Origin of the sequence: Achromobacter aegrifaciens (genome assembly GCF_902859735.1) — a bacterium.
Lineage (GTDB): Bacteria > Pseudomonadota > Gammaproteobacteria > Burkholderiales > Burkholderiaceae_B > Achromobacter > Achromobacter aegrifaciens.
On the sequence record NZ_CADIJY010000001.1, the window covers coordinates 1,084,138 to 1,099,008 of the forward strand.

The 14,871-nt window shown below is 68.3% G+C and carries 8 protein-coding genes; 2 read left to right on the plus strand and 6 right to left on the minus strand.

Going from position 1 to position 14,871, the window contains the following annotated elements:
* Positions 1-5: 5 nt before the first annotated feature.
* The 3 genes from HV766_RS04880 to HV766_RS04890 form a co-directional block, all read right to left on the minus strand.
* Entirely contained in the window at positions 6-2,360 is a 2,355-nt protein-coding gene (locus HV766_RS04880) for a phosphoketolase family protein (protein WP_175180681.1), read from the minus strand.
* 25 nt (positions 2,361-2,385) lie between these two features.
* Positions 2,386-3,267 carry a ribose-phosphate pyrophosphokinase gene (locus HV766_RS04885; protein WP_054451796.1) on the minus strand — a complete coding sequence of 294 codons (882 nt, stop codon included), beginning with the start codon at positions 3,265-3,267 and terminating at the stop codon, positions 2,386-2,388.
* Positions 3,268-3,420: 153 nt separating this feature from the next.
* On the minus strand, positions 3,421-4,032 hold the full coding sequence (locus HV766_RS04890; protein WP_175180682.1) for a class I SAM-dependent DNA methyltransferase: 612 nt from the start codon (positions 4,030-4,032) through the stop codon (positions 3,421-3,423).
* A gap of 68 nt (positions 4,033-4,100) precedes the next feature.
* On the opposite strand from HV766_RS04890, the gene HV766_RS04895 reads away from it, so the two are divergent.
* Complete coding sequence (locus HV766_RS04895; RefSeq protein WP_054451792.1) at positions 4,101-4,520, plus strand: RidA family protein; 420 nt, start codon at positions 4,101-4,103, stop codon at positions 4,518-4,520.
* A gap of 113 nt (positions 4,521-4,633) precedes the next feature.
* Positions 4,634-10,813 (plus strand): autotransporter outer membrane beta-barrel domain-containing protein, encoded by a 6,180-nt coding sequence (locus HV766_RS04900; RefSeq protein ID WP_175180683.1) that lies wholly within the window; start codon positions 4,634-4,636, stop codon positions 10,811-10,813.
* Between the two features lie 25 nt (positions 10,814-10,838).
* Here the strand turns inward: HV766_RS04900 and HV766_RS04905 are convergent, their stop codons facing one another.
* Genes HV766_RS04905 through ampH form a run of 3 tightly spaced genes read right to left on the minus strand, consistent with a single transcriptional unit; the run spans position 10,839 to position 14,738 of the window.
* A complete protein-coding gene (locus HV766_RS04905; RefSeq protein WP_175180684.1) occupies positions 10,839-12,416 on the minus strand; it encodes a serine hydrolase in 1,578 nt (525 codons plus the stop codon).
* A gap of 7 nt (positions 12,417-12,423) precedes the next feature.
* Entirely contained in the window at positions 12,424-13,596 is a 1,173-nt protein-coding gene (locus tag HV766_RS04910; protein WP_254593276.1) for a hypothetical protein, read from the minus strand.
* Complete coding sequence (gene ampH, locus HV766_RS04915) at positions 13,593-14,738, minus strand: D-alanyl-D-alanine-carboxypeptidase/endopeptidase AmpH (RefSeq protein ID WP_175180685.1); 1,146 nt, start codon at positions 14,736-14,738, stop codon at positions 13,593-13,595. The genes HV766_RS04910 and ampH overlap by 4 nt, the downstream gene beginning before the upstream one ends.
* Positions 14,739-14,871 lie beyond the last annotated feature (133 nt).

Sequence of the window (14,871 nt, forward strand, 5' to 3'; positions counted from 1 at the left end):
AATGATCAGGCGAGGTCGGCGGGATTGCCCTTGCCGTCCAGGGCTTGCAGGCGCGGCGCGTCCAGCACGTCTACGCGGCGCCAGCCCGCGACGGCAGCGGCCGCATCTACTGCATGCGCCCAGGTGCAGCGGTTGGCGTACAGCATGCCGGCCACGTCCAGCGTGCCGCCGCGGCTGATGTAGCCCTGCGCCCGGGTGCGGGCCGGGCCGCCGTCCAGCCGGCGCAGCACGCCCAGCATGGGTTCGGGGCGCGTATGGCACAGCAGCACGCGCGGCAGGCCGGGCGGGAAAAGCGCGTGGACGGCTTCGTCGGACAGGACAAAAGCGGATTCGAGCTCGTCGCGCGGTGTGCGCAGTCGGCCAGGTTCCAGCACCACGGATACGCAGCACTCGCGTCCCTGCCGCGCCAGATGGGCGCGGGCTTTCAACGCCTCTTCGAGCTGGTACGCGCCGATGGCGACGAACTGCAGCACGCTGGTCTTCGGGTCGCCGGCGACGTGCGCGGCGCCCTGTTCGATCAGCGTCTGCGCGGCCTGGGCGTCGAAGCGCTGCGTGCCCTCGCGCTTGGACACGACCATGCAGGCCACCTGCGCGCGCTGCGCGTAGACCGCGCGCAGCGCCGCCGCGGCGCTGTTGCCGTCCACCGGGAAGAGCACGCGGGAGGTATCGGACATTTCACCCAGCAGGGCTTCGCCTATGGTGGGATCCTGGTGCGATTGCTCGTTCTTGGCGTTCTCCCACGTATGGGAGGTGACCACCAGCGGCACTGACAGCCAGCCCGGGGATTGTCCCAGTTCCTTCTGGCGGCGCGCGAAGATGATTTCCTGGCGCAGCAGGCCCAGCATCTTCACCGCGAAGGCCTCGTAGCTGACGATGAGGTTCAGGCCGCCCTTGTTCGCCAGCGCGGCGGCTGCCACCGCTTCCTCGTTCAGGGCGGTGATGACGGCGCCGTGCTGGTCTTCGGCCACGCCGGCCTCCGGATGGTCGACGCGGTGCTTCAGCAAGGCCAGCGTGCCGCCCATCTTGTTGCTGGCCAGTTCATCCGGATTGCCGATGCGCACGCGCAGGCGCGGATTGGCCCGCACCAGTTCGACGAACCAGCGGTCCAGCGCCGCCATGGCGCTGCCTTGGGCGCCTGCGGTTTCCCAGGCGGGTTCGGGCAGGGCAGGCGCATCGGGATGCCGGTGCGCCATGGGGTGTCCGCTTTCCAGCGGGCGTTGCTGCGCTCCGTGATTGGCCAGCGCCGCCAGCGCCGCGTCCAGTTCCGGCCCCGGGACGAACAACCGGGCCGCGCTGGCGTTGAAAGCGTCGCGGGCCGCGCTGTCAGTATGAGGGTTGCCACCCAGCGGCAGGTTGTGCGCGGCGTTGGTGCCGGCGCCGGGAAAGCCGAATCCCTTTTCGGTTTCGGCGATGACGTAGGGTAGCCGGGCGGGGTACTGGAAGCCTGGCGCCGCGAGGCTTGCGGCCAGCGCGTCTTCCGCCGCCAGGATGGCCCAGGCGATGGCCGCCGGATCACGGCCGTCGACGATGAGCGGATCGAAGCCGTTGTGGCGCAGGTCCTCGGCCAGCCAATGCGCGCCGCCTTCCTGCAGGATCTGCGTGCGCTGCTCGATGCGGCGGCCATTGAGGATCATGACCGGCACGGCCTGGCCGCAATCCTCGGCGCGCCACCAGCGCGTGGCCCAGTCGGAGCCGCGCTGTTCTTCGAACGCGCCGTCGCTCAGAAAGGCCACCAGGCTTTCGCCCGGCAGCGGCATGTGCACGTATTGCAGGCCGGCGAATCCCAGGTAGCCGCCTTCCGACACGGCGCCCGCCGTGTTGGGGCCGGCGTGGCTGCCCAGCGGCACGGCTGGCAATCCGCGGGCGTCGATGGCGTAGGAATAGAAGTCCGTGATCAGGCGTCCCAGCCCGGCTTCGCTGCGGTCATAGCGGCCGCGCTGCGCAGGCGACACGTCGCCGGTCAGGGCGTTGACGGCTTCGATGGCGGCCACGCAATGGCCCTGGCCCATCAGCCAGCCGCGGGTCTTGCCGCTCAACGCGTTGGCCAGCAGGTAGGCGACGAAGGCGGGCGCCATGTTCAGCGAACCGCCCGTATGGCCTTCGGGGTTGGGCTTGAAGTCTTCGGCGGCCAGCGGTGCGCCGTTCAGGTCGATGCGGCGTGCGTAGGTCATGTGCGCCACCACGTTCATGGCGGCGCAGCTGAGGCGGTCGGCCGCGGCCAGCATGGCGTAGGCATCGTCCGCGCTGGCGATGCGGCCGCTGGCCGCCAGGCGTTGCACCAGCGCATCGATGCGCTCGACGGTTTCAGCGCGGTGCTGGATGGGGCCGTAGCCAGATAGCCAATGCTCGCGTAGCGTCATCGCGGGTTCCTTTCAAATCGGGTGATCAATCGCGCAGGTCGCGCAGAAGTGCATTGGCCAGCAAGGGCGCGAGTTCGATGCGGTTGCTGGGGTGGGGCACCGCGTCGGTGGAAACGACGCGTTCAAAACAGGCGGATACCTGGGACCAGGCGTCCTCGGCGAAGAGCGCATGCACCACCACGCATTGCGGCGGCCGCATGCCCGCCAGCTTGCCGGCGGCCGTCACCAGGGTGCGGCCGGACGAGGCGATGTCGTCCACCAGCACCGGCGTGCAGTCGCGCCAGGCGGAGAGGTCGGGCGCTTCGATGTCGACCTGGCGGTCGCCGTGACGGGTCTTGCGCAGCACCACGTGTGGCGCGCCAATGCGCGCGGCGATGGAGCCGGCCCATTGCTCGCTTTCCTCGTCGGGGCCGACGATCAGCGGCGCTTGCACATTGCCGGCGATCCAGCTGGCCAGCCGCGGCGCGGCATGCAGCGTGGTGGTCGGGATGGTGTACAGCGCCGCCAGCGACGGATGCCGGTGCAGATGCGGATCGACCGTCAGCAGGCGGTCGAAGGTCGACGACACCAGGCGCGCGAACGACAGCGAACTCACGCTTTCTCCGTCCTGGAAGCGTTTGTCCTGGCGCATATAGGCCAGATAGGGCGCGATCAGGTTGACCTCTGTGGCGCCCAGGTCGCGCGCGGTGTCGGCCGCGAAGATCAGGCCGAGAAAGCTGGGATCCGGCCGGGCCAGCGTGCAGACGATGTCGACGGCGCGTCCGCGCGGGTCGCCATGCAGCCGCACGTAGCTTTCGCCGTCAGGAAAACGGCGGGTCTCGACGGCGCCGAGTTCACCTTGGCACAGGGCGGCAAGGCGCTTGGCGAATCCTTCGTTGCCGGGGAGCGGGAGGATAAGTCTTTGCATGAATGCCGGGTCCGCCTGATCGAGGTAAGGGAAACCGAAGAGGCCGGGTGGGCCCCGCGCAGCCCCAATGGGGCCGCGGCATTCTGATTATGGCGCAGGGGCGGCGTTTGCCGGCGTTGCCGGCCGGTCAAACCTTGATGTAACTCAAAGGTTTTATGTATGCCGCCGCGCCAGCCAGATGTTGGCGCCGCCGCAGGTCGTATCGCCTTCCACGTGGCGCACCACTTCGAAGCCGGCCTGGCGCAGCAATTCGCGGTACTCCGCGCTGTCCAGGCTGCCGTGATAGAGCGGTTGGCCTTCGAACCGGCCGATGGCTTCCCCCAGATGTGTCCCGCTGGTGTACATCAGCGCCGCGCCCGGCGCGGCAAGGCGTGCGAAGGTCTGGAACATGGGCCGCTGGTCTTCAGGCCGCAGGTGAAAGAAGCTGTGCCAGGCGATCAGCCCCTGGAAGGGCCGCAAGGTCGGCAGGCTGCGCATGTCCGCTTCAATCCAGCTGTGTCCTGGGAACGAGGCTCTTGCCCTCGCCAGCATCGCGTCCGAGGCATCCACGCCGGTCAGCCTGCAGCCGCGTTCGATCAGATGGCGGGCGATGGGGACGCCGTTGCCGCAGCCTATGTCCAGCACCTGGGGAGCGGGGCCGGGCAGCAGATCCAGGAACGCGTCCAGCCAGGCGCGTTCGGCCAGCTGCGTGCCGCGCAGTTTCTCGAAGGCGTCGGCATGTTCGCGATACAGCGTGATCACGTTGTCGGCGGGGGAGGTGGACATCGCGGCGTTCCCTAGTAGAGTTGCAAATCCCGATAAGCGAGCAACGCCCGCGTTGCACAAGGACTTCCATGAGCAAGATCGAGCGCCTGCGCCTTCCCGATGACGATCCCGCCTTTGGCGGCAACCGGATCTTCGACCTGTTCCAGTACTCGCCTGCGGTCACGGCCAACGGGCTGGTTTTCATCGCCGGGCAGATCGGATTGCGCGCTGACGGTTCCGTGCCCGAATCGGCTGCGGAGCAAGCCGACGTGGCGTTCCAGCGCATCGCCGCGGTGCTCGGCCATCTGGGCCTGGATTTTACCGACGTGGTCGAAATGGTCTCGTATCACGTCGACATCGGCGCGGACCTTGCCGGGTTCCGCGCGGTGAAGGAAAAGTACATACGGTCCGACTTCCCGGCCTGGACCATACTGGGCGTCGCGGCGCTGGCGCGGCCCGGGTTGGCGGTGGAGATCAAGGTGGTCGCGGCGGTGCGCGATTCGAAATAGGGGGGCCGGAAGCGGCGACTCGTCAGCCGGGATGGTTGATTCGTCATCTTGGACTTGTACGGCGCGCGGTGAACGGCGAATTTCTCAATTTGCCCAATTCCGCCGCTGCAGCCATGATCTCCCCGCAAGATATTCCAAAGCCCGGCCGCAACGGCCTGCGGCTTTCCAGGCTGGCATTGCTTTTGCATGCGGGAATCTCCGCCCTCTACGTCTTCGGGCGGCCGGCGTTCTCCCAGACCGCGCCGCTGTCCTATCAACTGCGCGGCGCCGACGGCGCCTGTTGTTCCAGCGGCAATCATCCCAACAATGGCCATGACGGCCAATGGGGCCAGCGCGACTTCGTGCAGACGGACCGCAACCAGCGCATCAGCGCCAATGGGGCCGGCCAGACCGGCATCCTGATCGACGTCAGCGGCGGCCATGGCGGCAACGGCAGGGATGCCAACCAAAATCACTGGGGGGGCAATGGCGGCGGCGGGCGGATCATCGACTACATCTTGTCGGCCAGCACGGTCAACGCTGCTGGCCGCGGAATAGACTTGTATTCCGCGGGCGGCAATGGCGGCCTGTGGGGCAATGCGGACGGACCCAATGGCGGTTACGGCATCGGCGGCGACGGGCATCAGGCGCGCATCACGCTCGACAACGCTACGGTAATGGGCACGGGGTTCGGCGTCGCGGTCCAATCCTGGGGCGGCGCGGGGACTGACAGCGCCATCGCCGACGGCTTCAGCGGCGCTTACACGTCCGGCCACGGCGGCAGCGCCGGACTCGCGTCCGTGATACTGCAAGGGACGAGTTCGGTGACGGCGCGCGGACCGGGGCCGGGTGATGTCAGTGCCGCGGTGGGTCTGATCTCGTCGGGCGGGCCCGCGGGCGCGGCCGAGCACACGGGCGATTTCGGCGGGCATAGCGATGCGGGCCGGGGCGGCGATGCCTCGACGGTCATGTTCACGTCCTCGGCCGGAACGTCAGTCAGCGGCCACGGCGACGGCGTGTACGGCGTGATCGCCCGTTCCATCGGCGGCAATGCGTCGACGTCCAATGGCGTTGACACCAAGGCCGCGGCGGGCGGCAATGCCGGCCAGGTCAGCGTGACCAACGGCGGCGCCATCAGGACCGACAGCAACCGGGGGATCGGCGTCTATGCGCTGACCCAGGGGGGCAATGGCGGCAACGGCGGCAACGGTTCGTGGTCCGGCGGACACGACGGCGGCGCGGGCGGATCGCCTGGCGCCATCTCGATCGTCAATACGGGGAAGATCACGGCTGGCAGCAACGGCAGCGTCGGCGCGAAAGGCATCGTGGCCAGCGTGCTGGGCGGAGAAGGCGGCCCCGGGGGCGCCAGCGGCGCTTTTGGACGGGGCGGGGACGGCGGCGCGGGCGCGGGCGCGGTTGCGGGCCAGGCGATCTCCATCACCAATGCGGGCGTCATCAGCACCTTCGGCAACGATGCGGCCGCCGTCATTGCCAACAGTGCGGGCGGCGGCGGCGGGCTGGCTTCGTCCAGCAACGGCATCATCGCCGTGGGCGGCGGGCATGGCGGCACGGGCGGCGCGGGCGGGGGCATCGCCATGGCCAACAGCGGCGGCATCGACACCTCGGGCGACAACAGCGCGGCGGTGCTGTTGCAAAGCATAGGCGGAGGCGGCGGCGTGGGCGGCGACGCCAACAGCACCGGCGTGATCGCGTCGGTCGCCATTGGCGGCACCGGCGGCGCGGCGGGCAACGGCGGCCTGATCCAGTTTTCCTCGCAAGGCAGGATTCTGACCCGCGCGGGCAATGCTTCGGGCGTGATCCTCCAGAGCATAGGCGGCGGAGGCGGCAGCGGCGGTTCGGCCAATGCGGTCGGCGTGGGCGTGGGGCTGAACGTGACGGTGGCGACGGGCGGCAAGGGCGGCAGCGGCGGTTCCGGCAGCACCGTGTCATTCACGCAAGCCCGCCAGGGCACGATCACGGCCATGGGCGCGCACAGCAATGGCGTGCTGGCGCAAAGCATAGGCGGGGGCGGCGGCAGCGGCGGGCTGGCGAATTCCCGCGTCGTCACGATCGCGCCGCAGCTGGGCGACAACCCGAGCGGCGCGGTCACGCTGGCAGTGTCCAACGGCGGCGTGGGACAAGGGGGCGGCGACGGCGGCACGGCGCTGGTCACGAATGAAGGAGGCATCCGTACCTCGGCCGCGCAAAGCAATGGCGTGGTGGCCCAGAGCATAGGCGGGGGCGGGGGCAATGGCGGCGGGGTCCTGGCGCCGGTCAAGACGCCGGTCATCGGCAATTCGCTGATCGATCTGCAACTGTCCGTGCGGCATGGCGGGCAGGGTGGGCAAGGCGGCAGCGGCGGCCGGGTGCAGGCAGCGAACGCCGGCACCGGCGCCATTGCCACGGCGGGGGCCGGGTCGGCGGGCATCGTCGCGCAAAGCATAGGCGGGGGCGGGGGCAATGGCGGCATCGTCCAGATGCACGACGCTGCCAGTTTCAACGACATCCTGGGCGCGCCGGGTAGTCTCGCCGGCCTGTTGGAGAAGGCGGCGGACTGGCTGGAAAAAGGGCCGCAGTTGGCGTTAAGCAAGGCCGTCAGCCTGTCCGTCGGGGTCACGACCGGCGGCAACGGCGGCGCGGGTAGCGCTGCCAGCGCATTCGACGTGCGCAACGATGGCGCCATCGCGACGGCGGGAGACCAGGCGCCGGGCATCCTGGCGCAGAGCATCGGCGGTGGTGGCGGCAATGCCGGGGCGATAGATTCGGCTGGGGCGTCCACGCTGCTGTCCAGCATCGATGCGCTGATCAAGGCCGCCGAGTCCGGCGCGCAGGACCTGTTCACGGTCGCGTTGCCGCAGACCAGCATCACCCACCAGACCGGCGGCAACGGCGGCGCGGCGGGAGTGGGCGGAGGCAGCGCGTCCGATCCCGCCATCGTCACCAACACGGGAACGATCGCCACGCAAGGCAGCGGCTCGGCAGGCATCGTCGCCCAGAGCATCGGAGGTGGCGGCGGCCGCAGCGCGGCCAGCGGCCAGGACCTGCAGGCGGTGGTATCGGCCGGCGCCGGCAGCCAGGCGCCCGAGATCATCGACAAGATCACCCGCATCGTCGGCATCCTGGGAACCAAGGGCGGATCGCTGCTGGGATCCCTGATCAATGTGCGCAACGGCGGCGTGGCCGGGGCCAGCGGCGCGGGCGGCGCGGTCTCGGTCGACGCCGGCGCCTCGGCCAGCCGGATCAGCACGCAGGGCTATCAGGCGCCCGGCATCCTGGCCCAGAGCGTGGGCGGCGGCGGCGGCATATCGATGGTCGACCAGCCCTTGTTCCTGTGGAGCCAGACCGCCGCCACCGTCGCATTGGGCGCCACGGGCGACTCGTGGCAGAGCATGACGACGAGTATGGGCGGCGCGGTCAACGTCAGCCATGGCGGGACGCTGGCGACTGGTGCGGGGGACTCCGCCGGGATCATGGCGCAGAGCGTGGGGGGAGGGGGCGGCGTCAGCACGCTCGCCTTGCGCAACGCCAGCCTGGCCGCGATCCAGCAGAACGCGTCCCTGTCGATCACTTTGGGCGGCGATTATCCGTCGAACAACAGTAGCGGATTCGGCCTGGCCCAAGTTGCCGGCGGCACGGTCAGCGTCGCCAACAACATCGGCCGCATCGCCACGCAGGGGTGGTTTGCGCCGGGAATTCTGACGCAAAGCGTGGGCGGCGGGGGCGGCATGGCGGCGGTGTCGTCCAGCGCGGCGCTTAGCGGCGTCGATATCCGGCTGGGAAGCGCGGCGACCGATACGGGTGGCCCTTTTTCGAGCAGCGTGAACGGCGCGGGCGGTACGGTTGCCGTGTCGAACCTGGGCGGCAGCATCGCGACCCACGGCGCGCTTTCCTTCGGCGTGCTGGCGCAGAGCGTGGGCGGCGGCGGCGGCCTGGTGACGATGGACAACGGCTCGGGGCCCGCCTCGAGCGTGGCGAACATCACGTTCGGTTCCAGCGCGCCGATGGCCGGCCCCGGGGGAACGGTCAGCGTGACGCAGGACGTGGGCGGAAGCATCGTCACCGCTGGCGTAAATTCGCACGGCATCGTCGCGCAAAGCATAGGCGGCGGGGGCGGCATCGCCGGCCTGGCAACGCGGCCCGGGCTGGCGACCTTGAAGCCCGTCTCGTCTCCCGCGCAAGGCGGTGACGGGAACGTCGTCAACTTGTCGATCGCGGGCCGGATCGTCACCTCGGGCAGCGGCGCCGCCGGGATACTGGCGCAGAGCGTGGGCGGGGGCGGGGGGCTGGCGGGCGACCAGTCATCCGCAAGCTACACGACCGGCCTGATCCAGAACGCCGGCCTGACCGGCGGCAAGGGCAATGGCGGCGCGGTCAACGTGGCTATCCGCACGGGAGGCACGGTCCAGACCTCGGGCGCGAACGCGCCTGCGATCCTGGCGATGAGCGTGGGCGGGGGCGGCGTGTTCAAGGACGGCAGCCTCTATCAGTACAGCACTCCCGGCAACGAACTGGCCTATGGCGGGCCGGTGAGCGTGGACATCGGCTACGCGGCGCAGGTGGTCGCCAACGGCGCCAATTCGCCGGCCGTGGTTGCCATCAGCAATGGCGCCTATGGCGGAGGCCGGGCCATCTCGATCAACCTGGGCCAGAACGCCCTGGTCAGCGCCAGCAGCGCATCCGGCACGGGCATCCTGGCGATCACGCCGCTGGCCAGCGCCACCATCACCAACGCCGGGGTCATCCAGGCGCAGACCGCCATAGACGTGGCCGGCGCAGCCGTCGTCAACAACAACGGAACCGTGGCGGGCGACGTGCTCATGGGCGGCGGCAGCCTCTTCCACAACAACGCGGGCGGCGCCTTGTACAGCGGCGCCCGCTTCCAGGGCGACCTGGACAGCGCTGGCCTCCTGAATCCGGGCGGACCGGGCGTGTACACGACCACGCGCATCACGGGCGCGCTGAACCATACGGGAACCTACCGGCCCGATCTGAATTTCGGCGGCCATAACAGCGACTTCATTTCGGTGACGGGCGCATCGACCTTCGCAGGCACCGTCAAGCCGGTGCTGCACAATCCCGTGAAGAATGTATGGCTGGGAATAGGCCATTTCGCCGCCGCGCAAACCAGCATGCCCGCGACCGCCAGCGACAGTCCCTTGTTCAGCTACGCGCTGAAGAACAATGGCGCGGGCGCCCTGCGCGATCCGCTCGTTTCCGTGGATGCCAATTTCACGCCCGCGGCGTTGCCGCTTTCCGCGGATCGCGCGCGGATCGCGAATTCCCTGCAGACGCTGTGGGACCAGGGGAAAGCGAGCGATGCGTCCACCTTCGACAAGTTCACGGGAGTCCAGAACGCGGACCAGTACCGCGACGCCCTGAACCGCATCGCCCACGACGGCCAGTTCGCCCGCGCCGCCAACCAGATGCATGCCTCCTACGCGTCGATGAACCGGATGATGAGTTGCCCCGCGTTCGTCGGCGAAAGCACGATCCTGCGCGAAGGCGATTGCGTCTGGACCCGCCTGGACACGAACTGGACCGAGCGCAAGGCCACCTCGGACGACGAGGGGTACCGCGTTCGCCAGAGCACGCTCACGCTGGGCGCGCAACGCGAGTTCGCCACCAATTGGTTCCTGGGCGGTTCGTTGAGCTATGCCTATGGCAAGACCACGTCGGCCGCCGACTTCTCTGGCAACAGCGATACCTACGCGGGCGGCCTGGCCTTGAAGTACAACAATGCGCCGTGGCAGGTCTCGCTTGCCGTGCACGGCGGCGTGGAGAAGAGCAGGATGTCGCGCGGCACGCTGGACGGCACGGCCAGGAGCAAGCCGGAGTCGTCCTTTCTTGCGGCCAGGCTGCGCACCGCCTACGAGTTCAGCCAGCCGTCCTGGTACTTGCGGCCCTATGTGGATCTGGACGTGAATCATATCCGGCAGGACGGCTATAGCGAACAGGGCGCGGGCGCCTTGAACCTGAAGGTGCGCGGCAACGACACGACCTCGGTCATGGCTTCGCCCATGATCGAGCTGGGCGGGCGCAAGGACCTGGCCAACGGCGCGACCTTGCGCTCATACGTGGCCGGCGGGATGAGCTTTCTGAGCGGCGGCGACGTGGTCACGACGATGCAGCTCAATGGACCGGGCGCGACGCCCTTCACGTTGCGGTCGGGCATGCCCAGAACCTACGGCAACCTGTCAGCCGGCCTGGAATACGTCACGCCCAAGGGCGTGGAATTGAAGACGGAATACGCCTTGCGCGGCAACGGGGAATACCGCGACCAGTCCCTGACCCTGCGCGCCGCCTACCGCTTCTGAGCAAGCGGCGCGGCAGGGTGGAAGGCTACTTGCGGACCCAGCGGCCCAGGCCGTTGTCGTCGTAGAACTTGATGTCGAAGCCCTGGGCCCGCCCCTGGTCCATCTTGAAGACGATGGACGCCAGCGAGGCGACCAGTTCGGCTTCGCCCGCGGGCGAGAAGGCGTAGGTATCGCCGTCCCAGTGCCGCAAGGGGAAGCGCATGCCCTTGGGCCCCAGCACCAGGGTCAGCGCGCCGTTGGCCTCCTGGATCTCGGCCGGGCCGTAGTAGGGATTGTCGAACCTGCCGGCGTATTGCGACAGCGCTTTCGACGCCGCCGGCTTGGCGGGATCGGCCTGTCCGGACAGATCGGCCTGGGGTTCGAAAAACGCCTTCATGGCGCCGTTGTACGCCGCGAACCAGTCGCGCGTGGGCTTGCCGTACAACGCAGTGTCTGTGAACGATGCCGCGACGGATTCGGCCGCGCCCACTGGCGCGCCATTGGTCAGCACCACGATGCCGATGCCGGCGGAAGGGACGATGCGGAAGGTCGTTCCCGTTCCCATCAGGAAGGCGCCGGAATGTCCCATCGAAGGACGTCCGCCCAGTTCGGTGTTGACGTTGAAACCATAACCGTAGAAGCCGGAGCGCGAGTCCAGGTCATGCGCACGGGCGCTGTATGCCTGGGGCGACAGGGCCGGCAGCAGGGCGCCTGGGGCGATCAGGGTCTTGCCCTGGTATTGCCCGTCGGCGAGCAGCAGCTTCAGCCACTCCGCCAGGTCGACGACGGTGGAGGACACGCCGCCCGCGGGCGCCTGCTGGTCGGCGTCGCGCTGGCCCGTGGGAACGAAGCGGCCGTTCTGGTAGGCGTGCAGCACGGCGCGATTGCCGCGCGCCTCGAAGTCGCCGTAGCGGTAGCTGGTCGACTTCATGCCCAATGGTTTGAAAAGCTGTTCGTCGGCCAACTGCTCCCAAGGGCGTCCGGCGGCCTTGGCCACAGCCTGGGCGCCGATGGTGGTGCTGAAGTTGGCATAGTGGTAGGACGTGCGGAAGGCGTCCAGCGGCAGCAGGCGCAGGCGGGCGATCACGTCGTCGCGGCTGAAACCCAGGTCTTCGAGATCGTCGCCCGCCGTGCCCGGCAGGCCGGAGCGATGCGCGAAGAAATCGCCGATCGTGGCGCGTTCGGACACGTAGGCATTGCTCAGCTTGAAGTCCGGCAGGTAGCGCGAGACCGGATCGTCCCAGGCTGCGCGGCCCTTGGACACTTCAATGGCCGCCACCGTCGCCGACAGCGACTTGGAGATCGATGCGATCTGGAACACGGTCTGCGCATCCACCGGCGCCTGTTTGCCGGCCTCGCGCGTGCCGTAGCCCTGCGCCAGCACGGTCTTGCCGTCGATGACCACGGCCACGGCCATGCCCGGAACCTGGCTGCGCTGCATGATGTCCGCGATGATTTGCGGCAGTTCCCGCAGCGCGCGTTCCTTGCTGCCTGCAGGGATGGCGACGGCGTCCGCGGGCGGATTCGGCGCGCTGGCGATGGGCACGGACTGCGACCAGGCTGCGGTGGTGCCGCCCAGCGCAAGAAGGATGACTCCGGTGACGAGCGTGTGTTTGCGGTTCATGATGGCCTCAGAATCCTGCTTGGTAAGCGATGCGGAAAACGCCCTGGTTGATGCGCAGGGCCTGGTCGCGCTGATGCGTGAGCCCGGCCTGCACGATGAAGCCCATGGGCGTGACGTAGGTAACCGCGCCTGAAATGCCCCAATCCGTATCGTCCAGCAGGCCGTACTGCGCCAGCTTCTGGCCGCTGCCGGAAAGCTTGCGCACGGCTGCTGTCGCGGTCAGCTGCCAGCGGTCGCGCGACAACGAGACCGAGGTCACGCCGTTGCCGTTGGACACGGGGGCGCCGCGAAAGGCGCTGGAATAGGTGGCTTCGTTGAACCAGCTCAGGTTCCACGAGTTGGCCAGCGGCGCGTCGTAGCGCAAGCGGGCCGATACCGTGTTGGCGCTTTTTCCTTGATCCGGATCCAGATGCAGCCGGCCCGCGTCCACCCCGCCCGACCATCCTTCCAGTCCAGGCAGATCGCGGAAATCGTAGGAGAGGATGAAGGACTTCAATTGGTCGCTGAAGAGCGGCGGCTGATCGGGCCCGATGAGGCCGCCGTCCAGGCTGAAGCGTCGGTTCATCGCGGTGTTGTCGCGCTTGAACAGCATGGCGGCCACGGAGTGCGTTCCGCGGTCCGCGGTATCCAGGGTGTAGCGTCCGCCCACCCCGATCGAGCCGCGGAACTCCGAGTTCTCGTTGAAACCCGTGTACAAGCCGTCGACCACGTGCCAGGCGTCGCCAAAGCCCAGGTCCATCTTGCCGCCGTACAGCGCGTAGTTGTCCGCCGTATAGGCGGCGAACAGGTTGTCCAGGTCCACGCCCAGGTCGGAAAACGCATTGTCCTTGGTGTCGTTGGTGGACGAGTTGAAGGTCGCCTTGGTGCGGATCGAAAACTGCCGCGTCAGCTGCAGCACCAGGGCCGCCTCCGCCGTGGGCTGCACGCTGCTCCAGTGCGATCGGGGAAGCTGGCCGTTGTCGTCCTGCACGCCGAAGAAGCCGGTGTAGCCGGTCATCAGCAGGAAGCGGCCATTCAGCTGCGGATAGGTTTCGCCGCCCTCGCCCAGCTCGCTGTAGGGCGTGAGGAAGATCTCCGTCTTGAAGATGTCCCGAGCTTCCTGCGCGCACGCGCCTTGTGCGACCACGGCCAGCAGCGCGGCCGCTGCGGCCTGGCGCAGCGGCCGGCAGGGTCCGTTCACCGCGCCAGCTCGGCCGCCAGTTCACGCACCTGGGAATGGATATTGTTGAACATGGCGAAATTCACGCGGCTGGCGACGACGAACACGCCCAGCCCGCGGTTGGGCGACAGCACGGCATACGACATGAAGCCGCCCAGGCCGCCGCTCTTGCCCAGCAGCAAGGGCGCGCCATTGCGCGGCAGGGTCACGACCCAGCCCAGGCCCATGCCGTCGGCGTCGGTGACTTCCGTGCCTACGACGGACTTCAGTCCGTCATAGGGCAGCCACATCGTGTGCGCCAGCAACGACGCCTGCTTCGATTGTTTGGCGCCGTCCAGGTGCCAGCGCATCCAGCGCGCCATGTCGTCGGCGGTGGAGTAGATGCCGGCGCTGGCGTACATCACGTCCGGCACCGGGGCATTGGGATCGGGCTTGTCGAAGGGATCCAGCCCGGTCATCAGGCGCTTTTTCTGCGCTTCGTCAAGCGCATTGGTGGTGTCGGTCATGCCGGCTGGCTTCAGCACCTCGTTGGCCAGCACGGTCGAATAGTCCGCGCCGCCGGCCTTGGCCAGCGCATCGCCCAGCAGGCCGAAGCCCAGGTTGGAGTACAGCGTGGTGGTGCCGGGCACATAGGCCGGCTTGTGGCTGCCGATCCATTTCCAGTAATAGGCGCGGTCGAACGCGGCGAACGGATTGTCGGAGGGCTTGGCGTCAGGATTGGGCAGTTCACGCGGCAGGCCGGCCGAATGCGTGGCCAGGTCCAGCAGCGTCAGCGGGCGGCCGTTGGTTTCGACCTTGGCGTTTTCCGGCGCATATTTGGCCAGCGGATCCGTCAGCTTGAGCTTGTCCTTGGCTGCCAACGCCGCCAACACGTCGCCAGCGAACACCTTGGATACTGAAGCGATCCTGAAAATGGAGCGGCCATCCGGCTCCACGCCGCTGCCGGGCGCGGTTTCGCCATAGCCCTGAATCACGACCTCGTCGCCGCGCACGGCCGCGATGATCATTCCTGGCGCACCCGAGTTCAGGTACAGCTGCATGCCGGCCATGGAGACGGCATCCTGCAGCGCCAGGTCGGCCGCGCGGACCTGGCTGGCGCCCAGTGCGCAGGCGGCGCTCAAGGCTAGGGAGGTGATGCGCGGCAGTATGCGGGACGTCAGCATGCGGTTCTCTCTGCGGGACTTTGGGAACGGATGTTCCTTCGCCTGCGATGATCCCAAAAACTCGTTGCGCGGCCACTTGCGGCAGGACGAAACAACATGCCGGCATGACGAACTGCATATTTCAGAGGCGCGC

What these genes read in the sequence shown, in the direction of transcription:
- HV766_RS04905 (WP_175180684.1), bottom strand. Translation starts at nt 12,416, where the DNA reads ATGAACCGCAAACACACGCTCGTCACCGGAGTCATCCTTCTTGCGCTG.
- HV766_RS04895 (WP_054451792.1), top strand. Translation starts at nt 4,101, where the DNA reads ATGAGCAAGATCGAGCGCCTGCGCCTTCCCGATGACGATCCCGCCTTT.
- HV766_RS04885 (WP_054451796.1), bottom strand. Translation starts at nt 3,267, where the DNA reads ATGCAAAGACTTATCCTCCCGCTCCCCGGCAACGAAGGATTCGCCAAG.
- ampH (WP_175180685.1), bottom strand. Translation starts at nt 14,738, where the DNA reads ATGCTGACGTCCCGCATACTGCCGCGCATCACCTCCCTAGCCTTGAGC.
- HV766_RS04880 (WP_175180681.1), bottom strand. Translation starts at nt 2,360, where the DNA reads ATGACGCTACGCGAGCATTGGCTATCTGGCTACGGCCCCATCCAGCAC.
- HV766_RS04900 (WP_175180683.1), top strand. Translation starts at nt 4,634, where the DNA reads ATGATCTCCCCGCAAGATATTCCAAAGCCCGGCCGCAACGGCCTGCGG.
- HV766_RS04890 (WP_175180682.1), bottom strand. Translation starts at nt 4,032, where the DNA reads ATGTCCACCTCCCCCGCCGACAACGTGATCACGCTGTATCGCGAACAT.